The sequence below is a fragment of the Allohahella sp. A8 genome, from assembly GCF_047946665.1.
In the GTDB taxonomy this organism is placed as follows: domain Bacteria; phylum Pseudomonadota; class Gammaproteobacteria; order Pseudomonadales; family Oleiphilaceae; genus Allohahella.
Genome location: NZ_CP172312.1, coordinates 3,832,445 through 3,853,542, shown reverse-complemented (window position 1 = coordinate 3,853,542; position 21,098 = coordinate 3,832,445). Strand labels below are relative to the sequence as shown.

Below are 21,098 nucleotides of genomic sequence, written 5' to 3'. Positions count from 1 at the left end.
TGCGGGCGTCTTATTCGTCGCTAGCGCCGAGTAATCTGACGGCGAGCCGACAGCTTCTGAGCTTGAAAACCATGGTGTGCTGCGGCATCAGTGTACTTGCCGTGGGTTGTAACTGGGACAAGCTTGACTGCATCGCTGGCATATCGCGCTGAAGCTCGGACTCACCGCATTCTCGCGCCAGCACATCGAAGCCACTTGCACCATTGGCCACTGCAATCTCGCCGGCCCGCTGCAGGGCGTAGGCTTCAACCTGCTCGAACGACAGCCTGCGATCTGATTGAAAACCGACTTCGAACAGGTTCTCGCCGGTCTGCGAGGAAAAGTAGCCGACCGGATCTTCACCCTCCAGCGCCTGGTAAGGCGGTAGCTCATCGAGTTCTCCAAGCGCTGAACACGCACCCAGTATTCCAAGTGCCGCAACCAGGGCCGACGCTTTGAGAACCAGGAACCATTTTTGTGACAGGAGACGCGATATTCTATGCAAACCATACCTCTGGCGATGCCGGGTGCAGACCTGAAAGACGCTTGGCTGCGTTCAGGGTTGGCGGATTCTACAATGTCTGAATCGAATTTAATACGACGTGCTCGGCACCCTGTAAAGCCAGCTGGTATACTTTCGGCACAGCGGGCCCGGCGCCCTTCCTCTTCCTGAAACCACTACCGTAAACGGGATCGTTACATGCAAACTACCGATAAATTTCCTGGCAGACTCACCTTGATAGCCGTTATTTTCGCGCTGATCAACTGTGTGTTCCAGGGCTTCTCCGGCGCGAGCATACTGCTGCTGTTCGTGTTCACACTCAGCGTGTTCTGCTGCGCAAAACTGATGGTATCGATGCAGAAGCTGGCGGATGTAGCGCCGCTCGAGACAGCGAGCCTGCGCTTCTTTCTGACGGTGCTTGGGCTGATCTTCGTGGCCATAGCCACCTTCAGTTACAGCTATCTGTTTGGCGTCTATTTTGCGCTGATTGCGGCCTTGTACGTCATTTCGCCGCAGGATCGGGACTGGCTGTCCGGCCGTACGCGTATCGTGATGCACGACAACCGGGTTGAGTACCGCGCGGTTTAAAGAAGAACCGTGCAGTCTGAAGAAGAACAGTGTCCCTTTCGGGACACTGTTTGTTTATGGCGTCCAGAAAATGCTCAGCGGCCTGTTGAGCACATATCTGATAGGCATCAGCTCCGGCTGAGCCATCCCGTCCAGCGCCTCACGCAATGTGTCCAGCTTGGCGGCGCCGGCAATATGCAGTATCAGCGCATTGGCTGATCGTATCTTCGGCAAGGTCAGGGTAATCCTGGCATGTGGCGCGCCGGTGGGCTCTGCCATGCAACAGTAGCGAGTTGTATCCTCGCTACAGGCCATCGCCAATTGTGGCGAGCCTGGAAACAGCGAGGCTGTGTGACCATCGTTCCCCATACCCAGTACGCAGCAGTCGAGCGGCCAATGCAGTTCTGCGTAGCGGCTGTTAGTTTCCTCAGCAGCCGCTACAGCATCAGCTGCGTCAACAGCAACCTCGATCAGCTTTGCCTGTCTCGCGTGGTTCTTCAGCAAGTGGTGTCTTACCAGACGGGTGTTCGATGCGTCGTCAGATGTCGGCACGAAACGCTCGTCAACAAGCAATATCTGGACCTTGTCCCACTGCAGGGGCATCTGATTGAGCGCCTCGAAAAACGGTATCGGTGTTGATCCACCAGACACCGCCAGGGTAGCTGAACCATTGGCCTGTATGGCCGCAGTCAGCACCTTGGCCACCTTGGCCGCAAGGGCTCCGACGAGCTGCTCCGCGTCTGGAAACTCACCAAAGTTGGCCGTTTCTGGCAGTTCAATAGTACCGTTCGAGCCTGTTTCAATAACTTGTGTCATAGTCATGCGTCCTCATACCAGGTCAGTCCATCCATAGCGATCATGGCGATCGAGGCCACGGGCCCCCAGCTGCCTGCGCTGTACCGCTTCGGTTTCACGTTGGCCTGGGTAAGCGTCTCGACCAGACTATCCACCCAGCGCCAGGCGTTCGCCACTTCGTCACGCCGCACGAAAAGATACTGGTCGCCCTTGATGATTTCCCATAGGAGCCGCTCGTACGCGCTTTGGGTACGCTGCGACTTGAAGACCTCGGAAAAAGTCAGCTCCAGCACACCTTCATGCAGACGCATACCCTTGTCCAGCCCCTGGTCTTTCGTGAGCATTCGCAGGGAAATGCCTTCATCAGGCTGCAGTCTGATGATGAGCTTGTTGCCAAGCATGTGCTTCTGGTCAGGGTCGAAAATATAATGCGGTGCAGGTTTGAAATGAATGACGATCTCGGAAGATTTCAGCGGCATGCGCTTGCCGGTGCGCATGTAGAACGGCACGCCCGCCCAGCGCCAGTTGTCGATCTCCACCTTCAGCGCAATGAAGGTTTCAGTATTACTGTGTGCAATGGCTCCGTCTTCTTCGAGATAGCCAGGCACACGCTCACCCTCTATGGTGCCGGCGGTATATTGCCCGGTCACAATATGCGTGCCGATCTGGTTCGGGCTGATCGGCCGCAGGGCTTTAAGAACCTTCAGTTTCTCGTCGCGGATACAGTCGGCGCTGAGTTCGGCCGGTGGGTCCATGGCTATCAGGCAAAGTACCTGCAGAAGATGGTTCTGCACCATGTCCTTGAGCTGACCCGCTTTGTCAAAGTAGCTCCAGCGGCCTTCGATACCGACCTTTTCAGCCACGGTAATCTCGACGTGGCTGATCTGTTCGTGGTTCCACTGGCTGGCAAAGAGATTATTCGCAAAGCGCAGCGCGATCAGGTTCTGAACCGTCTCCTTGCCGAGATAATGATCTATGCGGAAAATCTGTCGTTCATCAAAAAAGGTAGCGAGTTGTTCGTTGATTTCGCAGGAGCTTTCGAGATCGTGCCCGATAGGCTTTTCCACAACGATCCTGCTCTGATCGGTAATGCACCCGGCTTTGTCGAGCTGGCAGCAGATGTCGCCATAGACAGAGGGCGGCGTTGCCAGATAGTAGACCTGGGGCACCGGCTGATCGCCTTCACCGGATGCGGGCCGCGCCTTCAACCACTCGACGATGGCGTCGTATCCTTCAGGCGTCTGAAAGTCGAGCGCGCTGTATTGCACTTTGCTGAAAAAGGCATCAAGCGCCTTCTGATCATTACGCTGCTCATCAGTGAGCGAGGTGGACATATTTTCCCAGCGCTTCAGCGTGTGAGTCTTATAGGCATCGGTAGTCATGGCCCTGCGGGCCATGACGAGGATTCTGGCACTACTGTGCAGGAGACCAAACTGGTCCAGCTGAAACAGGGCCGGAACGAGCTTTCGTTGGGCCAGGTCGCCTAGCCCGCCGAAGAGTACGATATCGCAGGGCAGCGCGGGAGAATTCTGCATGACTGAGTCCTTGCTGTGTCGGTTCCGGGTGCCGTCTTGGCCTCCGGGATGAAATTGCGTCACCAGCTCGATCTGGTATATCTTTCATCAAGTATGCAACATCGCTGAAGGCCTTGCCTACGCCCGAGCCAAGTTGTAGTTACGCCCCCGAAGCGCGCCCCCCTGGCGCTGCACAAGTACAGGTTACAGCCCGTCATGTCGTCAATCGGATCAGGATCGCGCGCCGCCCCCCGGGTACTTCTGGTCGAGGATCATCTGGCGCTTGCGCAGACTGTCTGTCTGTTCCTCGAAAACGCCGGATTCGTAATCGATTATTCGGCCGAAGGTGCAACCGGCCTGCATCTGGCCAGGACCAACCGCTACGACGTGATCATTCTCGATGTCATGTTGCCTGGCCTGAGTGGCCTTGATGTATGCGAGCGCCTGCGCAAGGACGTGGGCATAACAGTGCCGATCCTGATGCTGACTGCCCGGGACTCGCTGGAAGATAAGCTGAAGGGCTTCGAAGCAGGCGCTGACGACTACCTGGTCAAGCCATTCGACTTGCCGGAGTTGCAGGCAAGACTGCTGGCAATGACCAGACGCCAGTCCGGTGCGCTGGATCAAAAACCGATCGAGATCGGCGAGCTACGCATCGATGTACGCGCTCAGAGTGTCTCGAGAGCGGGCGCAGCGCTGAAACTGACGCCGACAGGCTATCGAATCCTGCTGACGCTTGCGCGACAGACGCCTGGCTTCATCGCCAAGGAAAATCTTGAGCAGGAGATCTGGGGAGACGCGTTACCGGATAGCGATACCCTGCGAAGCCACCTCTATCAGCTTCGTCAGGTCGTTGATAAGCCATTCGATACAGCCATGATCGAGACTCGACAGGGATTTGGTATCCGGCTGATCCAGCCCGATAGTGATTAGCTGAAATGAATTGTCATGGTCGTGCCCTCTCCCTCAGCGCTTTCCGCATCGAGTCGGTAACCAAAGCGACTGCATAGGCCGGAAACGATCGATAGTCCCAGACCGTAGCCGGTAGCCAGCCCCTCAGCAGAACGTTCATCCCTCACCCGATAGAAAGGCTCGAAGGCTCTCTCCATTTGCGCCTGACTCATGCCTACACCGCTATCGGCTATAACGACTCGATCGCGGCCGATGGTCACTTCGATGCTGGCTGAGCCAGCCGGGGCACCAGCAGAGTAAGTGAGGGCGTTTTTAAGCAAGTTGCCGAAAATGATACGCAAGGCGGTTTCTTCTGCCATCAGCGTCAGCTGAGCCTGCTCATGGACACGCACCTCGATGTGCTCTGCCTTGAGCGCCTTTTGTGTCTGCTGCAGGACAGATCGAATGACCGCACCGACATCCACCAGTGCCTGCTCGCCCTTGATACCGTCGGCCCGGATAACATCCGACTCACGCGCCAGACGCAGCAGGGTCTCGATGATGCCCTCCATTTGCAGAACCGTATCCCGTATGCGCTGTATCAGCTCCGGATTGCGTTCGGGATTCGCGCCAGGCTGCTGCAACACATCGACGCAGGCCTTGATCACGCTCAGTGGTGTACGCAGCTCATGTGAGGCATCGCGAGTGAAGTTTCGCTCCCGGGTAATAAAGCCTGCGATGCGTTCAGAATAGTGGGTCAGCGCCTGCACCAGGCTGTCGATGTCGGCATTTTCACCACGGCAGGCCTGAATGACTTCGCCCAGTGAGCCTGCATCGCCCCGGGTGGAGTCTTCGACAAGCCGCGCCAGATTGCTGACCGGCGAAATTACGCGCTGCGACTGCCGAAACGTAAACCAGGATGCGGTATAGATGAGAATGAGCACCAGAGTAAGGGGGGCTACACCGAAGAAGAAGGCGAGCTTGGAAATCTGGTCCTCTCTGAAAACGAGATAGAGCCGTTGATTGCCTTCATCGGTCACAAGCACCAGCGGCTCCCGGCCATGTAATTCAACCCGACCATAGCCCGGCTCCAGCTTCGCCAGTTCGGCAGGCACCTCGGCCTCGGCGGTCGGGTCTTCGACAGACGGTGCAAGATCGCCAAAGGCCGGCTCCGGCGCCATCGTCTTCAGATACACACGCATATTCTGGGTATAGGGCAGCTGAAAGTCAGGATTTGCTTCACGCATTTCACGAAAGTGAGCAGCCTCACCTTCCAGTGCCTGCCGAACCAGCACCTGCTCGGCGACAATGTACGCGGTATACACACCTAGCATCGTTGCCGCACTGACGAGCGCAGCCTGCAGGGCAAACACCTTGATGAGCCGGCGCTGTATACCTTCATGCGCAGACTTTGCGGTAAGCCGAGCGGGGCTTCTCACTGCGGACATGACCCGGGCAAATCCCAGAGTGCCCATCGCGCTGCCTCAGCTTCGCTTGCAGAACAGATAATGACCGACCAGCCACTCATTGCCATCGTTATACCCAAAGAGTTCTGCGCAGGCCATGAAGAACATTCGCCAGCGCTGTATCCACACTGTAGCCTCTTTCGGTCCAAGTGTGTCCAGGAAAGCCCTTTCGATGTCGACGCGATTCCGATCAAGGTTCTGAAGCCAGCGTTCGGCGGTGTAGGCATAGTTCATACCGTTCACCTGCCACTGCTCTTCGAGGACCAGATGATCGTTGAAGTGACTGAAGGTATCCAGAGCAGGCATCAACCCGCCGGTGAAGAAATGACGACCCATCCAGTTGCTGCTGCCTTCAGCTTCAAATGGGTACATCAGCTCCTGATGACAAAAGATATGGGCGAAGAAAAGACCGTCGTCGGACAACCACTCACTGATTCGCTCAAACAGATTCTGGTAGTTCCTGACGTGCTCGAGCATCTCGACTGAGACGACTCGATCGAATAAACCTTTCTCCAAATCAAGTTCATTGACGTCGCAGGTGATGATCTCGATATTCCGAAGCCCCCTCAGACGCGCCTGCGCCATGATGTGGTTGCGCTGAGACGAGGAGTTCGAGACGCCTGTGACTCGGGACTCAGGATAACGTGCGGCCATGAACAGACTCAGTGAGCCCCAGCCGCAACCGAGATCGAGTATGCGATGGCCGTTCTCGAGTCCAGCTCGGTCGCAATAGAGCGCCAGCATGGCCTGCTCAGCCTCGTCGAGGCTGTCGTCCGGCGTGTTGAACAGGCAGGCACTGTATTTCAGATGCCTGCCGAGGACATGTTCATAGAAGCTGGCCGGCACCTCGTAGTGCTGTGTGTTTGCCGCCTCCGTCTCAATGGCTATCGGGCTTTCACGCAGGCTTTGCAGACGCTGCTGAAAATGATTCTGACTGTTTTCGAGCAGACGCCTCTCCGTCTTGAGCCGGTCGACGCACAGGCGACGTATGCCGAAGCGGATCATTGAATCGGGCAACCAGCCATCTTCTGCAAGTTTGATCACGTTCATGTCTTGGGACTCCAGGGGAAAAACATCGATGTGTTGCGTTGGTAACGCCGGTAGTCCTCACCGCGACTGCGTACAGCCTGTTGCTCTGTGAAAGGAATACCGGTGACGTAGTACAGGAAGATGAAGACGATGAGCGGCGCGAACCACAGTAGATCGCCATAGACCGCATGCAGCCCCAGCAGTGGGTAGCCGAACCACTGCAGCCACTCGAAGAAATAGTTCGGGTGCCGGGAATAGCGCCATAGACCTTTGCGGCAGGTCTTGCCCTTGTTGCCTGACTCGCGCTTGAAGGCCGCTAGCTGCCTGTCGGCAAGCGATTCACCCAGCCAGGCCACCACGATCAGGGTCAGCCCCCCTACGATTGCCCAGACTGGAGGTAAGGCACCGTTGGCGATGACCACGGCCGGCAGTGTGAAGATACTGACCCAGCTGGCCTGCATGATGTAAAACAGCAGAAATATCAATGGCGCCTTGCCGCCGGCCCACTGCCGCATATGCGCGTAACGACCGTCTTCATCTTCATCATTCACGACCCGCGTCAGCAGGTGCCAGCCAAGCCGGCCGAACCAGAGCAGATAGATAGCGCCTATAAGCAGCCTCAACGCGGGATCACCGCCACCAAGCACGGCTGCAAGCACACCACAGGCGGCCACGCCGAGCGCCCAGATCACATCGACCCAGCTGGCATTCCTCGTCTTCAGCTGAACGACCCAGCCAATCAGGAAGATGGGCAGCATGATCGCGGGGATCAACCACAGGGCCGAGTAATCTGGTAGCCCATTCATGAGGCAGGCTTCTCCCAGGTCAGATGCGCAACAGAAATGCTGCGCTCCTTGAAGCCACCTTCACAGTAGGCGAGGTAGAAGAACCACATGCGGATGAAGCGCTCATCGAAACCCTGACGACGTACGTCATCCAGTGCGTTGCGGAAACGATAGGCCCAGGCTTGTATGGTAGCGGCATAGCTCAGGCCGAAGTCGTCGAAACGCTGCAGACGCAAGCCCGATGTGGCTGCGCTGTTTATGAGCACACTTGGACAGGGGATGAAACTGCCGGGGAAGATGTAGCGCTTGATGAAGTCAACCGAATGGACTGCTGCCTCATAACGCCAGTCTTCAATGGTGATGGCCTGCAGCACGGCAGTACCACCCGGCTTGAGCAGCTTTTCAATGCAGGCGAAATAGCCATCGACGAACTGATGCCCGACGGCCTCGACCATTTCTATCGACACCAGTTTGTCGAAGCTGCCGGTGAGGTCCCGATAGTCTTCACACAGCACAGTCACGCGGTCCTCGAGGCCATGCTCGGCAACAAGGGCCTTCGCTGCTGTAAATTGCTCGTTGGAGATGGTTGTCGTGGTCACACGGCAGCCGAAGTGTTCAGCGGCATAAACGGCCATGCCGCCCCAGCCTGTGCCAATTTCAAGCAGATGGTCGCTCGACTGGAGATCCAGCGCTCGGCAAATCCTGTCGAGCTTGTCGGCGCTGGCTTCAGACAGGTGCGCGCTGGCCGCTGCATCGCTCAGCTCCGGCTGCGCGAAATGGGCCGATGAATACATCATGCGTTCATCGAGAAAAAGCCTGAAGAAGTCGTTGCCAAGATCGTAGTGAGCGCTGATGTTCTTGCGTGAGCCGGATAGCGTGTTTTTGCGCATGGCGTGCCAGACTTCGGCAGATTTACGGCTGACCCTGGAGAATAGTGAATCCATGCTGTCCATGGCAGTACGGTTGCGTAGCATCAGGCGCATAAGACCTGGCAGGTCGTCCGTGGACCAATAGCCGTTCATGAAGGCTTCGGCAGCGCCGTTGACACCACCGAGCATGATCAGACCGAAGCAGCGATTGTCGAGAATGCTGAGCGTGATCGACCCGACCGGTGTCGCTGCCGCCTCACCTACCACCGTCAACTGCTCCTGGCCGTCCGCAAGCCGTTCGATGACACGAAGCTCACCAAAGCTGATCCGTTGGAGCAATTTGAAGAAGAAATAGCGCGCAAGCCCAGATGGGACAGTCGCCTGGTTCGTTACGATGGTATCAATCATGAGGTACTCCCTGATGTACAGCCTGTATGCCTTCACTCTCAACTACAGCCTTGCGGGTGTGCGGATTGGAGAAGAAGGGCACTCGTTTCAGATACAGGCGCAAGGCCTGCCAGTAGATCGCGAGCACTACGCCGGCGGTCTGCATTGGATAAACCAGTGGTTGGCGGAAGGCACGGGCAGCGGTAAGCGGCTGAAGTGCGAGCTGCATGGACGCATCGAAGACGCGTCTGCTTTTCGCGGCTTCTTCCACCGTCTCGGCGTCGTCTTCCCACAAATTCATATGGACTGCGAATACTGACTCACTCACGGCAAAGCGCCATTCATAGCGCTGGTTCATCGGCATGAACGGCGATACATGAAAAGCCTTGCTGAAACTGAAGCGCATGCGCATTGGGTGCTGCCCATCCACCCTGTGCAGGTAAGCGTGGCGTTCGTTCCATGGCGTGTTGGTGATCTCGGAAACAATTGCGATGATCTGGTCAGCCGCGTCGTAGCACACGAAGAACACTACCGGATTGAAGCAGTAACCCCACTGGCGGAGCTGCCCGCAGAGCACAACACGAGCGATGTCGAGATCACTACCGTTCGGATGTGCGGCAATCCAGCTGAGCAAACGCTGCTTGAGTGGCGCTGCTTTGTCTGCTGTTTGGGTGTTTTCATTTTCTGGCCAGAAATAATCGGACTGCCTGAACTGCACCAGGGCCAGGCGCTGCCACAGACTACGGCCGTCCGCTGCCCAGAACGGGAGCCGGTTGAGCTGCGCCGTTGCGTCAAGATCAAGCCAGCACCAACTCAAACGATAGCTGAAGCGATGCTCACGCGGCTCGAAGCGGCGATGCATCATTCGCCCGCTAGCCATCATGGCAGGAGGACTAACCATGCGGTCAGGCTGCATTGGCGCCGAGGTCCACTTTACGGGCCTCAGGGCGACTGGACTGCTGATGACCGAGCCCGTCAATGACGTCGAGCGCGCTGCGTACGCCATCTTCGTGGAAACCCCAGCCCCAGTAGGCGCCAGCGTACCAGATGCCATCTGTGCCGTTGATCTCGCTTCGTCGCCCTTGAGCGGCAATCGCGCCGGCATCATAGACCGGGTGACTGTAATGTCGCTCGGCAAGGACTTTTGCAGGATCTATGCAGTCTGCCATGTTGAGACTGACTATGAACTGGGTTTCACTGCGGATGTTCTGCAGGAGGTTCATCCAATAGCTCACTCGGCAGTCTCTCTGGCTGCCCCTGTCGATGCGGACGTTCCAGCTCGACCACGCATTGCGTCTGGCAGGCAATACCGAGACATCGGTATGCACCAGGGCCTGGTTGGGCTGGTAGCGAATTGCGCCGAGCACCTCACGCTCCGCCAGACTCGGCGACGACAGACAGGCGAGCGCCTGATCACTGTGGCAGGCGAAAATAACCTGGTCGAAATCTTCCACTGTGCCGTGGGCCGTACGCACACTGGCCCCACCGGACTCGCGGCGTGAAACATCTACCACCTGCCTATTGCAATGGAAGGTGGCGTTACACTGGGCGCTTAGTGCCTTCACATAACTCGCAGAGCCGCCCTTCACCACGCGCCACTCGGGCCGGATGTTGAGATTGAGCATCTGATGATTATTCATGAATGCGACGAAATAACCGGCGGGAAACGCCAGAATCGACTGCGTGCTGGCCGACCAGAGCGCACTGGCCATTGGCAGGATATGGTTCTCGATGAAGACCTGGCTGTAGCGTTCGCGCGAAAGATATTCACCAAGCGACAGTTCGGTTTCATTAGCGTTGTTCAGCAGCGTAGGCGCTTCACGATAGAACCGAACGATGTCCCTCAGCATCCGATAAAAATCCGGCCTCAGCAGATTACGCTTCTGGGCAAAGAGCCTGGCCAGACCAGCGGCGCCATATTCAAGTCCGCTTTCTTCATTGACCACGCTGAAGCTCATATCGCTGCGCTGACTTTCGACACCAAGCGCACTCAATAGCTCGGTGAAGCCGGTATAGTTGTACTCGTTGAATACAATGAAACCTGAATCGACAGCGATGGATTTTCCATCCACAGTCAACTCATGGGTGTCAGTATGGCCACCGAGGTAACTGCCGGCTTCGTAAACGGTCACGTCATTCTGCTCGGCTAGATAAAAGGCGCAGGTCAGGCCTGAGACGCCAGCCCCGATAATGGCAATTTTCTGACCAGACACCGACTGACGCGCCAGAGGCTTGATGTAACTGGATCTCATCGTTGTTGTGCTCCGCGAACCGGTTGATGGGCAAACTTCTTGCGGTCAGGGACAGGCTTGAGATTCCAGACCAATCCTGTCCACGACAGCATCTTGAGAATCAGATAGCTGATATCCAGCTCCCACCAAAAGAATCCCTGGCGTGCGCTGCCCGCATAATGGTGATGATTGTTATGCCAGCCTTCCCCAAGCGTGATAAGCGCCAGCAGGAAGTTATTTCGGGAATCATCCCTGGTGTCATATCGCCTTCGTCCCCACCAATGGGCCAGTGAATTGATACTCAGCGTGGCGTGAATCAGCACGACAGTGGAAATGAAGTAAGCCCATACAAGCAGCTGCCAACCGTTTGTGCCCAGCTCAGGCGCGAGCCAGGCCAGCGCTTCGCCGAGCAACCACAGGCTGGTGCCGAAGATGGCAGCAACGGCCATATCGAAACGGTCGAGCCACCTCAGTTCCGGAAAGCTCGCAAAATCCTTGATCAATTCCTGTCGTGTCGCGAAATGGGCCCCACTGAGAAACCAGCCGCAGTGGCTGTACCAGAATCCTTTGAGCGGCGAGTGCACATCATTTTCGGTGTCGGCCGTGCGATGGTGGGCTCGATGATGTGCAGCCCACCAGAGCGGGCCCCGCTGGGTCGCTGCGGTGCCCAGGAAGGCAAACACGAACTGGACCGTCCGAGACGTGCTGAATGACTTGTGTGAGAAGTAGCGATGAAAGAAGGCAGTGATCGCGAACATGCGAATCAGGTAGCTGCCCACGGCGATAGCCACGGCCACCGGCGACCATCCCACGAGTAACACCCCGAGACAGGCCAGATGCAGAAAGAGGAATGGGATTATGCGATGCCAGTCGACGGAGTGATCGCTCTGATCGACTGACAGCAGCTTATGCTCGTTGTCGAAGTAGTTGCAGACCGATGTAATGACTCTATTCATGGCAGGTCGCTTTTCTCGAAGGCGTTTGAAACTATTTCTATATTCTGTTTCATCGTCCAAAGAGTCTATCCGAGTCGGCGTGAACGCGATGTGAAAACCCGGCAGGCTGGTTTTCACGGTGCGTTCACGGCGGCTGCGCTAGTCTCGTTCCAAATCCACTGGAACCACTGCCATGCTGTATCGCCCTTTACTCCTCAGATTTGGAGCCATCGTCATGCTATCGACGCTCATATCAGCATGCACCACAAAGGTGCAGGAAAAACCTTACGCGCACTATATAGAGGCAAGCAGCGGCAGCCAGTCCGCCTTCACCCCGGTTGACGAGCTGCCACGGTTGGCGCCCTTCGTGAAGATGATGCGTGAGTTTTCTGCGGGCAAAATGTCTGGAAACATCACAGCCGCCTACGCTGAAACCTTTTATTTCAACGACACCTTTCACACTCTGGAGCAGCGACGGGCACTGATTGACTACTTCACGGAACTGGCAGGCAAGGGCAAGACCGAGGTCACCTTCCTTGATGCAAACAATGCTGGCGACGATTTCTATGTGCGCTGGAAGATGCGCATGCAGTTCAAGGCGCTATGGCGAGAAATAGATGTCACCTCGGTGGGGTTGACCCATCTGCGTCTCGACGATAATGGGAAAATCGTTCTGCATCAGGATTTCTGGGATGGCGCAGAAGGCTTCTACGCTCATCTGCCGGTCATCGGCGGACAGATCAAACGCATTCGGTCGCAGCTGGGGCAGGTAGATTAAGTGTCTCGGCGAGCCGGGGTGAGAATGCGCGGCGCTTTCAGTCGAGGGCTGATGTTGTCGATTCTGCTAGTTACAATCCAGGCGCAGGCAAGCGATCGCTTCGAGCAGTCGGTCGAGGTCGATGGATCCCGGCTGGAGCGCTGCGGTACGGGCGAGCTCGTTGCTTATCACATATTTACCGTGGGTCACGCCGCACTTTACCGACCGAAGTGTGATATCAGCTGGGCTATGCCGGCCAATGAATCAGCCACCATTCTATTTCGCTATGCGCGTGACATACCCGCACACGCCTTTCCAGAAGCCGCCGAAAAGATGTTGGCGAGAAATATTGATGACCCTCAACTGAGGGCACAGATGCCTTCTCGTCTCAAGGCGTTTCACTCTGCCTATCGCGCAGTCCAGGATGGTGATCTCTATCAAATCAGCTATCAACGCGAGGCTGGTCTCTCACTGTTTCTAAACCAGAAACCGCTAGCCGTTCTTGCGGACGGCCCTCTGGCGCGACTGTATTTTTCGATCTGGCTTGGTGACGCCCCCTTCGACGAGGTGTTGAAAGATGACCTGCTTGGTCGATAACGATCGCTATACATTTTACAGCACCGATCTGGCGAACCCTGACTATACTGATGACTGGTTTTACCAGCTTCAGTCGTCAGCCTTGGCGCCAATCAGGATCTGCATGTCGCATAAACTTCAGCTTCGTCTGGGCATATCGCTCGTAGCGCTGATTCTGCTGCCATTTGTGCTGGCAGGGTATATTCTGGCGAACTACGCGCCCCCAGGCCTGCTTCAAACGCTGGGCGAGCCGTGGGTCTGGATTAGTATTGTGGTGCTGGTCCTTACCAGTGCCGGTTTGCTCTTCGGCCTGATGTTTCATCAGGTTTTCCGGCCCGTCCTGGCCGTTCAGGCCTGGATCAACGCCATCGCGAGCGATGAGGGTATCCGCGTCGAACCCCGGCATCGCCGCACGATTGCGCACCTGCTCAAGCGCGGCGACGAAGTGGGCAGTCTCGCCACAGCGACACAGAATCTTGAGCGGCAGCTCGTCGAAACCAAGCGCAAACTGGCTAACATCGCTTACTACGACAGTCTCACTGGTCTTGCCAACCGCCATACCTTTACGCTGTTCCTGCGAAAATGCCTGGAAAGTGCGCGTCGTCATCACCACTCGGCCGCCCTGCTCTACATCGACATCGACGGGTTCAAGGACGTGAACGATACATTGGGGCACGGTGCAGGCGACCAGATTCTCAAGCAGATTGCCGAACGCCTGAATACGGTGCTTCGGGCTGAGGATTATATTGCCGACATGTCGGTTCACCATGATCCGCTGTTGGTTGATGATCGAGCCAGGAATGGGTACGACGCCGGCCCGAGAATCTCACGCATTGGTGGTGATGAGTTTGCCGTGGTCATCAAGCAGCTCGATGAGGTCCACCACGCGGTGTTGATCTGCGAGCGGCTTCTGATGGCCATGAAGGAACGCTTCACCGTGGAAGGTCAGCAGTTCACCCTTGGCGCATCCATCGGTGTGTCGATGTATCCCGGAGATGGCGATACTGACGAAGATCTTCTCAAGTGTGCCGATATAGCGATGTATCACAGCAAGAATAGCGGCAGGAACACCTTTAATTTCTATAACGAAAACATGGAAGTCGTGGCGCTCGAGATGCATCAGCTTATTGCTGACCTGCAAAATGCCGTCGAGAACGAGGAGTTCTATCTCCAGTACCAGCCACAATTCTCCACCCTCACTGGTCAGCTGGTCAGTCTTGAAGCGCTCGTGCGCTGGCAGCACCCTACCAAGGGCTTCATTCCACCGAACGACTTCATTTCGCTGGCAGAGAGCTCGGGCATCATCGTCAAGCTTGGCCGCTGGATCCTCATGGAGGCATGCCGCATGCTGGCGCGCCTGCACAAGGAGATAGGTCCCGAGATACGAATTGCGGTAAACGTCTCTCCGGTTCAGTTTGCGGCTGATCACGGCTTCCTCGAAGCGGTCCGTGACGCGCTGCTCGAAACAGGTCTCGACGGTGCCTGTCTCGATCTGGAAATTACCGAATCAGCCATCATGCAGAGTGGTCAGGTAGCCCTCGAGACACTGCAGTCGATGAAGGCGCTGAATGTCAACGTGTCGATGGATGACTTCGGCACCGGGTATTCCTCGCTGGCAGCCCTGCGCGACATGCCCATAGATCAGCTCAAAATCGACAAGGCCTTTATCGATCACATACTGGGTGGCGGCCGTGAGCACAGCATCATCAAGGCCATGCTGGCATTGGCCAAGGAACTCGATATCGAGGTCGTTGCCGAAGGTGTCGAGACCAATGCCCAGCTGAAATTCCTCAAACTACTGCGCTGCGATCTGGTACAGGGTTACTTGATGAGCAAGCCGCTTTCAGAAGACAATCTTTTCGAATTCATCCGCCAGCACGCCGAAAGTCCGGTATTCTAGTTACTTTTGCCTGTGCGGCAGTCTATTGAATCGAAAGGAACCCTTGCATGCTGTTAGCAATATTTGCGCTGATCGCCGGCCTCATCGTTCTCGTCTGGAGCGCTGACCGTTTTATCGATGGGGCCGTGGCCACCGCGGCCTACGCTGGAATGCCGCCTCTCCTGATCGGCATGGTCGTCATCGGCTTCGGAACATCCGCCCCTGAAATGCTCGTTTCTGCCATCGCCGCGCTTCAGGGGAATCCCGCACTCGCGCTCGGTAATGCGCTTGGCTCGAACATTGCTAATATCGGTCTGATACTCGGCATAACCGCGCTTTTGAGCCCTATTTTGGTGCAGCGTTCGGTGCTGCTCAAGGAATTGCCACTCCTGCTCGGTATAACGGCCGTATTTACGGCATTGCTCATCGATGGCGATGTTTCACGGCTGGACGCGTGGATTATGGTGGCGGTTTTCGCCGCAACGATGGCGTACTCGATCGTCTCGGCGATGAAGAAAGCCCGGCAGGATCGTAAGGATCAGGAAGACAGTGTGATTCATACGTCCGCAGTCGCCGATGACGGCGTAGTTATTGTTGACGGCAAGGCTATCGAGCTGTCACGCCGTGCGGCGCTCTGGTGGCTGGTGCTCGGACTTGTTCTACTGACGGCGAGCTCGCGGGTAGTCGTCTACGGCGCTGTGTCATTAGCCACCTCGTTTGGCGTCAGCGATGTGATCGTTGGACTCACGGTGGTCGCGGTGGGGACCTCCTTGCCGGAACTTGCTGCCGCGATTGCGGCGGTGAAGAAGAACGAACATGATCTGGCCCTGGGGAACGTTGTCGGTTCGAATATGTTCAATACGCTGCTGGTGGTGGGCATTGCCGGCCTGATCCAGCCGATGGAGCTGGCGAGTGAAGTCATCGTCCGCGATCTTCCGGTGATGATTGGCTTTACGGTTCTGCTCTTTCTCATGAGCATTTCGCTGAAACCGGCCAGTCATGGCACTGCCGGTAGAATAGGACGAGTCAAAGGTGGAGCCCTTACGAGCTTCTGGGTTTTGTATACATGCTATCTCGTGTACATCGCTTTTCTGCAGCCTCTCGGCCGCTGACAGGCATGTGACACCCGCCCCAGGGAAGGCATGGCAAGGGAAGACCGGGGCAACACATTTTCAGTCTGCATCAGGAGGGCCCGATGGGCATCACCGTATTCAAAGACAAGGCTGACAGCAGCCGCAGTTATCTCAGAATTACCCGCGCGGTAGATGGTGAAGAGCAGCAGCATTATGTAAGGGTCAACGGCAGCACCAAGAAAGCCATGCGTGAAGCCATGGCCGAAGCGGAAGCTCTCGATGCCGAACTCGCTCGCTGGCAGGCAGACCGAAAGGCAGAAAAGGCGGCGACAGGCGAAAGCTTCATTCACGAGCGGGGGCATGTACTGGGCCTCCAGCTTCAGAAGCGTGAGCGCGAAGGTCGCAAGGATGCCATTGAATTCAAGCTTCGGGTCAAGCCTGAAGGCAGCCCCCCGGTCTACAGCTCTGTCTCCGTGGACAAGTACGGATTCGAGGAAGCTTTCAAGCGCTCCGTAGAGCGGCTGTGTGAAGTGAGAGGCATCGATTCGAATAGCCCAGTCGCGAAAAAGCTCAAGGCCAGTCTGCCAATCTATCGCGAGCGTTATGAAGCCTTTGAAGCAGAAGCCTCCCAGGAAAACGTGGCAGAATCCGGCAGCGGTAGGCAGAATGGCATCCTTGGACAGCTGCGGGGCTGGGTCAAGCGCAGAGCAACCTGAGCAGACCATCGAGAGCACCCGGCAGCGTAAGATACTGACCCAGATGATCAGGAACGACTGCCAATGGATATCGTAAGAACGCCAGAAGACCGTTTCAAACGGCTGCCGAATTACCCCTTCAAGCCTAACTATCTTGAAGTCGGCAGTGGTCTTCGAATGCATTACGTAGACGAGGGGGCTACGGCCAGTGCCTACACGGTACTGATGCTGCATGGTGAGCCAACCTGGTCCTACCTGTACCGCTTCATGATTCCTATTTGCGAAGCAGCAGGTCACCGTGTGATAGCGCCTGATCTTATCGGTTTCGGCAAGTCGGACAAACCCGCAGATATCAACGACTACAGCTATGGTGGCCACTTTGAATGGCTACGGACCTTCGTGCTGGAGCTCGACCTCAGGAACATCGTACTGGTCTGCCAGGACTGGGGCTCGCTCCTTGGGCTTCGCTTGGCCGTCGCGCTCGACGAGCGCTTCGCAGGCATTGTGCTATCGAATGGCTTTCTGCCCACTGGCCAACAGAACATTCCCCTGGCTTTCAAAGCCTGGCGCACCTTTGCCAGGTTCAGCCCATGGTTTCCGATTTCACGAATCGTCGAGGCCGGCACATTCAAGAAGTTGAGTTCGGGTGAGCGGTTAGCGTACGACGCCCCATTTCCTAGCGGACGCTACAAGGCGGGCACCCGCGCATTTCCGAGACTGGTGCCCACAGAAGCCCATTTGCCGGATGCCCAGGAAAACGCACGCGTCTGGACCGAGCTGGAGAACTGGCGGAAACCATTTATCACCGCGTTTACGAATGGCGATCCAATCATGCGCGGAGGCGATCGCTATTTTCAGGAGCGCATTCCTGGCTGCCAGAACATGCCTCATCGCACCCTGACCGGAGGCCATTTCGTTCAGGAAGACTCTCCTTTCGAATTGGCTCAGACCGCCAACGAACTCATCAAGCTCTTGTAAGTTAGCGCTGCCGGAAAGGAATCTGGCAGTAGTCGATACCTTCGACCGGCAGGCAGTTGCGCTGGCTGAGGTAGAGGCTGAGGCTGTTCAGCGACAGTTCATGATTCGGCGTGGGGCCAACGAAAATGTGTTCGAATGGCAGACGGCCCTTGTCGTCACGCAGGTCGAGAAAAATGTAGGGCACCAGCATCGAGGTGCCTTCCCTGAAACGGACCAAACCATCTGTCGGCTTGCGAATGCCGTGAGACACCACCCGCCACTCATCTTCCTCCTGAAATGATGGATGTTTCAGGACGGCTGCAATTCTGAGCAAGTCGGTTTCAAGCTGCTCGAATATCGCCTGCCGCGCATCGGTATCTCGCACACCCGATGCCTCAGAAGTCTGCTCGAGCACGGTCTCGACGATGTCGTGTATCAAGGCGTTCTGGCGACGAGGGTCGTAGATGCACCGACCGACCTGGAAGTTCTGCTGCTCGGCACAGCGCCGGATGTGCTCCGCCGAAAGTCCCACACTTACGCCCTTGCCATGCAGGCTATAACCACGCCACTGGCTCAGGAGGTTACCGTGGGCTCGAAAAGATGTCGCGAACAACATATGGCCGTTGGTAATGCGGTGCACCACCCAGTCGAGAAACTCATTGAGCACGTAAGGTCGAGGGCAACCCGCAGCTATGCGTTCGCCGATGTCCTTGCGCAGCAAATCTGCCGTGTGGCGCAATTCAGCCGAATCGTTCATGTAGCGAACATCGCTTGCCCACATCGCTCTTGCGTCCACAATGCCCATGAAGCCGGTGAACGACGTATAGTGATAAAGCGTGGCGCGCGTTTCTTCTGAATAGAGGTTACGGGTTATTTCCGTCAGCATTAATTCACCCAACTAGCGGGATAGAACGCTATGTTAACAAAGTTTCTTGATGCATTGCGCAATGGCAGCACTACAGACCGCTCAGAGCAGAAACATTCTCTTGAAGTACTGACAGCCGCGATGCTCTACCAGGTCGCGAGGGTCGACATGGCGATCGACGCTGCCGAGCTTGCACGAATTCGCAGCTTCGTGGACAACACCTTTTCGCTGGCTGCCGGTGAACTCGAGCAGTGCATGGATGAGGCAGCTTCCCTGGCCGACAACGCAACATCACTCTATGAACTCACCAGCGAACTCAACAAGGCGCTGGACGCGGCAGACCGCTACGGCATCATTGAGAACATGTGGCTCGTCGCCCTGGCGGACGGCCAGATCGACAAGTATGAAGAACAGGTGATCCGCCGCTCGTCGGAATTGCTCTATGTACCGCATGGGGAGTTCATCCGCGCTCGTCATGCGGCAGAAGCGAAATCGACCGCCTCACCTACTGCGTGAGCACGGGTGAGGCCATGACGCCGATTGCCTTGGAGGTCGATCGTCGAGGATCCGCTCCGCCGTAGAACGCGCCGTCCAGCAGCAGTATGCTCTGGCTTGCGCCCATGGCTTCTTCCTCGCTCACCTCGTGCCCGTAGGTCTCCAGCAAGGCCTTGGTGTCCGGGCTGATTCCCTGCTCGACGCGAATCTGATCCGGCAGCCACTGATGATGCACCCTCGGGGCATTGACGGCTGACTGAATGTTCAGGTGGTGGTCGATGACGTTCATGATCACACCAAGCGTCGTCGTGATGATGCGGGAGCCGCCTGGTGAACCAGTGACCAGGAAGTTCTTGTCACCTTTCTTGACGATGGTGGGCGACATCGAACTGAGCATGCGCTTGCCCGGCTCAATCATATTGGCTTCGCCACCGATGAGTCCGTAAGCGTTTGGCACGCCCGGTTTCGCACTGAAGTCGTCCATCTCATTGTTGAGCAGGAAGCCCGCGCCCTCGACGGCGATATGCGAGCCGTAACTGAAATTGATTGTGTAGGTGTTGGAAACGACGTTGCCGAAGCGGTCAGCGATTGAGAAATGGGTGGTTTCGTTGCTTTCGTAGACGGCGGGTTTACCCTCGCGGATATCTTTTGACGGCGTTGCTTTGGCGGGTTGTACGGTCTTCATCAGCTCTTTCGCGTAATCCTTGCTCAGCAGGCCTTCGAGCGGCACATCGACGAAATCGACATCCCCCAGGTAGACCGAGCGGTCTGCGTAGGCGCGTTTCATGGCTTCAGCCATATGATGGATACTTTTCGCCCCGTTGTGTCCCATCGCACCGATGTCGAAGGGCTCGAGCATGTTGAGAATCTGGATGATGTGCACGCCGCCGCTACTTGGTGGCCCCATTGAATAGACGTCGTAACCGCGATAGCTGCCCTTGACGGGCTTGCGCTCGATCGCTTCATAGCTTTCGAGATCCGTATTGGTGATGAGGCCATCGCCACGATTCATTTCAGCGACCAGCAACTGTGCGGTGCGGCCCTTGTAGAAACCATCCTTGCCCGAGATCGAGATGCGCCGAAGCGTCTCGGCCAGCTCAGGCTGCTTGAATCGCTCACCAACCTCGTAGTAGCCGCCTGTCTCCTTGAAGAACATGGCTTTGGCACCTGGGTTCTTGCGCAGGCGTGCTTCGGCACTGGCTACGCCCTCGACGAAGCGGTCCGTGACCACGAAACCCTGCTCGGCGAGCCGGATAGCTGGACCCAGCGCTTTCTCGCGACTGATCGTGCCGTATTTCTCAAGGGCCATCAGCAAACCGGCGACAGTGCCCGGCACACCAGATGAGCGATGGCTGAAACGACTGAGTTCCGGATCAACCTCGCCAGCCTCATTGAGAAACATGTCCTTACTGGCGGCAGCCGGTGCGGTTTCCCGATAGTCGATGCTGGTGACTTCTCCGCGCTCCTCTGATGAGATCAGCATGAAGCCGCCACCACCGATATTGCCTGAGCGCGGCTGGGTAACGGCGAGTGTAAAGGCTGCTGTCACTGCAGCATCTACGGCATTGCCGCCATCCTCGAGAACCCTGGCCGCTTCCTCGCTGGCGAGATAGTGGCTGGTGACCACCATGCCCGCGTCCGCCTTGACGGGGATGGCGCGGTCGCCTTCGAGGATGGCCTGGGTGACGGTTTCAGTCGGGCCATTCTGCTTGGGCGAGGTCTGGTTGTCCTTTGCTATTGCACTGCCTGCGGCAAGCACCAGACCGCACAGCAAGAGACTTGAGGTGCTACGACGGATTGAGCGTGGTGTCTGATTGTTCATTCTGCATCCTTCAGATGATATGGGTTCTG

21 protein-coding genes are annotated in these 21,098 nt (G+C 56.6%); 9 read left to right on the top strand and 12 right to left on the bottom strand.

All coding sequences use genetic code 11. The annotated features are described in order from the left end of the window. Positions 1–10 precede the first annotated feature (10 nt). A complete protein-coding gene (locus ACH3PB_RS17265; protein ID WP_416396684.1) occupies positions 11–484 on the bottom strand; it encodes a CC0125/CC1285 family lipoprotein in 474 nt (157 codons plus the stop codon). Positions 485–679: 195 nt separating this feature from the next. Between ACH3PB_RS17265 and ACH3PB_RS17260 the strand changes: the two genes are divergently transcribed. Further along, entirely contained in the window at positions 680–1,069 is a 390-nt protein-coding gene (locus ACH3PB_RS17260; protein WP_416396683.1) for a hypothetical protein, read from the top strand. A 54-nt stretch (positions 1,070–1,123) separates the two neighbouring features. Here the strand turns inward: ACH3PB_RS17260 and pgl are convergent, their stop codons facing one another. Both pgl and zwf read right to left on the bottom strand, forming a co-directional pair. Further along, positions 1,124–1,864 (bottom strand): 6-phosphogluconolactonase, encoded by a 741-nt coding sequence (pgl, locus tag ACH3PB_RS17255; protein ID WP_416396682.1) that lies wholly within the window; start codon positions 1,862–1,864, stop codon positions 1,124–1,126. Between the two features lie 2 nt (positions 1,865–1,866). Continuing rightward, positions 1,867–3,378, bottom strand: coding sequence for a glucose-6-phosphate dehydrogenase (gene zwf, locus ACH3PB_RS17250; protein WP_416396681.1), 1,512 nt, complete (start codon positions 3,376–3,378; stop codon positions 1,867–1,869). Positions 3,379–3,573: 195 nt separating this feature from the next. Between zwf and ACH3PB_RS17245 the strand changes: the two genes are divergently transcribed. Beyond that, positions 3,574–4,290 carry a response regulator transcription factor gene (locus tag ACH3PB_RS17245; protein WP_416396680.1) on the top strand — a complete coding sequence of 239 codons (717 nt, stop codon included), beginning with the start codon at positions 3,574–3,576 and terminating at the stop codon, positions 4,288–4,290. Here ACH3PB_RS17245 and ACH3PB_RS17240 read toward each other — a convergent pair. Genes ACH3PB_RS17240 through ACH3PB_RS17210 form a run of 7 tightly spaced genes read right to left on the bottom strand, consistent with a single transcriptional unit; the run spans position 4,287 to position 11,971 of the window. Continuing rightward, positions 4,287–5,723: a sensor histidine kinase gene (locus ACH3PB_RS17240; protein ID WP_416396679.1), complete on the bottom strand. Its 1,437-nt coding sequence runs from the start codon at positions 5,721–5,723 to the stop codon at positions 4,287–4,289. The genes ACH3PB_RS17245 and ACH3PB_RS17240 overlap by 4 nt on opposite strands. 9 nt (positions 5,724–5,732) lie before the next feature. Continuing rightward, positions 5,733–6,764: an SAM-dependent methyltransferase gene (locus ACH3PB_RS17235; RefSeq protein WP_416396678.1), complete on the bottom strand. Its 1,032-nt coding sequence runs from the start codon at positions 6,762–6,764 to the stop codon at positions 5,733–5,735. Further along, positions 6,761–7,549, bottom strand: coding sequence for a DUF1295 domain-containing protein (locus tag ACH3PB_RS17230; RefSeq protein ID WP_416396677.1), 789 nt, complete (start codon positions 7,547–7,549; stop codon positions 6,761–6,763). The genes ACH3PB_RS17235 and ACH3PB_RS17230 overlap by 4 nt, the downstream gene beginning before the upstream one ends. Continuing rightward, a complete protein-coding gene (locus tag ACH3PB_RS17225) occupies positions 7,546–8,805 on the bottom strand; it encodes a class I SAM-dependent methyltransferase (protein ID WP_416396676.1) in 1,260 nt (419 codons plus the stop codon). The genes ACH3PB_RS17230 and ACH3PB_RS17225 overlap by 4 nt, the downstream gene beginning before the upstream one ends. Beyond that, positions 8,798–9,685, bottom strand: a complete 888-nt coding sequence (locus ACH3PB_RS17220; protein ID WP_416396675.1) for a DUF1365 domain-containing protein — start codon at positions 9,683–9,685, stop codon at positions 8,798–8,800. Before ACH3PB_RS17220 ends, ACH3PB_RS17225 begins: the two co-directional genes overlap by 8 nt. Positions 9,686–9,689: 4 nt before the next feature. Continuing rightward, positions 9,690–11,036 carry an NAD(P)/FAD-dependent oxidoreductase gene (locus ACH3PB_RS17215; RefSeq protein WP_416396674.1) on the bottom strand — a complete coding sequence of 449 codons (1,347 nt, stop codon included), beginning with the start codon at positions 11,034–11,036 and terminating at the stop codon, positions 9,690–9,692. Next, the gene (locus ACH3PB_RS17210) at positions 11,033–11,971 is read right to left on the bottom strand and encodes an acyl-CoA desaturase (RefSeq protein WP_416396673.1); all 939 of its coding nucleotides are present in this window, start codon (positions 11,969–11,971) and stop codon (positions 11,033–11,035) included. Before ACH3PB_RS17210 ends, ACH3PB_RS17215 begins: the two co-directional genes overlap by 4 nt. Positions 11,972–12,185: 214 nt before the next feature. On the opposite strand from ACH3PB_RS17210, the gene ACH3PB_RS17205 reads away from it, so the two are divergent. The 6 genes from ACH3PB_RS17205 (at position 12,186) to ACH3PB_RS17180 (ending at position 17,908) form a co-directional block, all read left to right on the top strand. Then, positions 12,186–12,728: a nuclear transport factor 2 family protein gene (locus tag ACH3PB_RS17205; protein ID WP_416396672.1), complete on the top strand. Its 543-nt coding sequence runs from the start codon at positions 12,186–12,188 to the stop codon at positions 12,726–12,728. A gap of 51 nt (positions 12,729–12,779) precedes the next feature. Beyond that, positions 12,780–13,304 carry a chalcone isomerase family protein gene (locus tag ACH3PB_RS17200; RefSeq protein ID WP_416396671.1) on the top strand — a complete coding sequence of 175 codons (525 nt, stop codon included), beginning with the start codon at positions 12,780–12,782 and terminating at the stop codon, positions 13,302–13,304. Continuing rightward, positions 13,285–15,183 carry a putative bifunctional diguanylate cyclase/phosphodiesterase gene (locus ACH3PB_RS17195; protein ID WP_416396670.1) on the top strand — a complete coding sequence of 633 codons (1,899 nt, stop codon included), beginning with the start codon at positions 13,285–13,287 and terminating at the stop codon, positions 15,181–15,183. Before ACH3PB_RS17200 ends, ACH3PB_RS17195 begins: the two co-directional genes overlap by 20 nt. A 47-nt stretch (positions 15,184–15,230) precedes the next feature. Beyond that, positions 15,231–16,274: a calcium/sodium antiporter gene (locus tag ACH3PB_RS17190; protein ID WP_416396669.1), complete on the top strand. Its 1,044-nt coding sequence runs from the start codon at positions 15,231–15,233 to the stop codon at positions 16,272–16,274. Positions 16,275–16,357: 83 nt separating this feature from the next. After that, positions 16,358–16,951, top strand: a complete 594-nt coding sequence (locus tag ACH3PB_RS17185) for a hypothetical protein (RefSeq protein WP_416396668.1) — start codon at positions 16,358–16,360, stop codon at positions 16,949–16,951. Positions 16,952–17,014: 63 nt separating this feature from the next. Then, positions 17,015–17,908 (top strand): haloalkane dehalogenase, encoded by an 894-nt coding sequence (locus tag ACH3PB_RS17180; protein WP_416396667.1) that lies wholly within the window; start codon positions 17,015–17,017, stop codon positions 17,906–17,908. 1 nt (position 17,909) lies between these two features. Here the strand turns inward: ACH3PB_RS17180 and ACH3PB_RS17175 are convergent, their stop codons facing one another. Continuing rightward, positions 17,910–18,773, bottom strand: coding sequence for a DUF2971 domain-containing protein (locus ACH3PB_RS17175; protein ID WP_416396666.1), 864 nt, complete (start codon positions 18,771–18,773; stop codon positions 17,910–17,912). Positions 18,774–18,803: 30 nt separating this feature from the next. Between ACH3PB_RS17175 and ACH3PB_RS17170 the strand changes: the two genes are divergently transcribed. Next, complete coding sequence (locus tag ACH3PB_RS17170; RefSeq protein ID WP_416396665.1) at positions 18,804–19,268, top strand: TerB family tellurite resistance protein; 465 nt, start codon at positions 18,804–18,806, stop codon at positions 19,266–19,268. Here ACH3PB_RS17170 and ggt read toward each other — a convergent pair. Next, positions 19,258–21,069, bottom strand: coding sequence for a gamma-glutamyltransferase (gene ggt / locus ACH3PB_RS17165; protein WP_416396664.1), 1,812 nt, complete (start codon positions 21,067–21,069; stop codon positions 19,258–19,260). The two genes, ACH3PB_RS17170 and ggt, sit on opposite strands and share 11 nt — an antisense overlap. Between the last annotated feature and the right edge of the window lie 29 nt (positions 21,070–21,098).

What these genes read in the sequence shown, in the direction of transcription:
- ACH3PB_RS17260 (WP_416396683.1), top strand. Translation starts at nt 680, where the DNA reads ATGCAAACTACCGATAAATTTCCTGGCAGACTCACCTTGATAGCCGTT.
- pgl (WP_416396682.1), bottom strand. Translation starts at nt 1,864, where the DNA reads ATGACACAAGTTATTGAAACAGGCTCGAACGGTACTATTGAACTGCCA.
- zwf (WP_416396681.1), bottom strand. Translation starts at nt 3,378, where the DNA reads ATGCAGAATTCTCCCGCGCTGCCCTGCGATATCGTACTCTTCGGCGGG.
- ACH3PB_RS17245 (WP_416396680.1), top strand. Translation starts at nt 3,574, where the DNA reads ATGTCGTCAATCGGATCAGGATCGCGCGCCGCCCCCCGGGTACTTCTG.
- ACH3PB_RS17240 (WP_416396679.1), bottom strand. Translation starts at nt 5,723, where the DNA reads ATGGGCACTCTGGGATTTGCCCGGGTCATGTCCGCAGTGAGAAGCCCC.
- ACH3PB_RS17235 (WP_416396678.1), bottom strand. Translation starts at nt 6,764, where the DNA reads ATGAACGTGATCAAACTTGCAGAAGATGGCTGGTTGCCCGATTCAATG.
- ACH3PB_RS17230 (WP_416396677.1), bottom strand. Translation starts at nt 7,549, where the DNA reads ATGAATGGGCTACCAGATTACTCGGCCCTGTGGTTGATCCCCGCGATC.
- ACH3PB_RS17225 (WP_416396676.1), bottom strand. Translation starts at nt 8,805, where the DNA reads ATGATTGATACCATCGTAACGAACCAGGCGACTGTCCCATCTGGGCTT.
- ACH3PB_RS17220 (WP_416396675.1), bottom strand. Translation starts at nt 9,685, where the DNA reads ATGGTTAGTCCTCCTGCCATGATGGCTAGCGGGCGAATGATGCATCGC.
- ACH3PB_RS17215 (WP_416396674.1), bottom strand. Translation starts at nt 11,036, where the DNA reads ATGAGATCCAGTTACATCAAGCCTCTGGCGCGTCAGTCGGTGTCTGGT.
- ACH3PB_RS17210 (WP_416396673.1), bottom strand. Translation starts at nt 11,971, where the DNA reads ATGAATAGAGTCATTACATCGGTCTGCAACTACTTCGACAACGAGCAT.
- ACH3PB_RS17205 (WP_416396672.1), top strand. Translation starts at nt 12,186, where the DNA reads ATGCTATCGACGCTCATATCAGCATGCACCACAAAGGTGCAGGAAAAA.
- ACH3PB_RS17200 (WP_416396671.1), top strand. Translation starts at nt 12,780, where the DNA reads ATGTTGTCGATTCTGCTAGTTACAATCCAGGCGCAGGCAAGCGATCGC.
- ACH3PB_RS17195 (WP_416396670.1), top strand. Translation starts at nt 13,285, where the DNA reads ATGACCTGCTTGGTCGATAACGATCGCTATACATTTTACAGCACCGAT.
- ACH3PB_RS17190 (WP_416396669.1), top strand. Translation starts at nt 15,231, where the DNA reads ATGCTGTTAGCAATATTTGCGCTGATCGCCGGCCTCATCGTTCTCGTC.
- ACH3PB_RS17185 (WP_416396668.1), top strand. Translation starts at nt 16,358, where the DNA reads ATGGGCATCACCGTATTCAAAGACAAGGCTGACAGCAGCCGCAGTTAT.
- ACH3PB_RS17180 (WP_416396667.1), top strand. Translation starts at nt 17,015, where the DNA reads ATGGATATCGTAAGAACGCCAGAAGACCGTTTCAAACGGCTGCCGAAT.
- ACH3PB_RS17175 (WP_416396666.1), bottom strand. Translation starts at nt 18,773, where the DNA reads ATGCTGACGGAAATAACCCGTAACCTCTATTCAGAAGAAACGCGCGCC.
- ACH3PB_RS17170 (WP_416396665.1), top strand. Translation starts at nt 18,804, where the DNA reads ATGTTAACAAAGTTTCTTGATGCATTGCGCAATGGCAGCACTACAGAC.
- ggt (WP_416396664.1), bottom strand. Translation starts at nt 21,069, where the DNA reads ATGAACAATCAGACACCACGCTCAATCCGTCGTAGCACCTCAAGTCTC.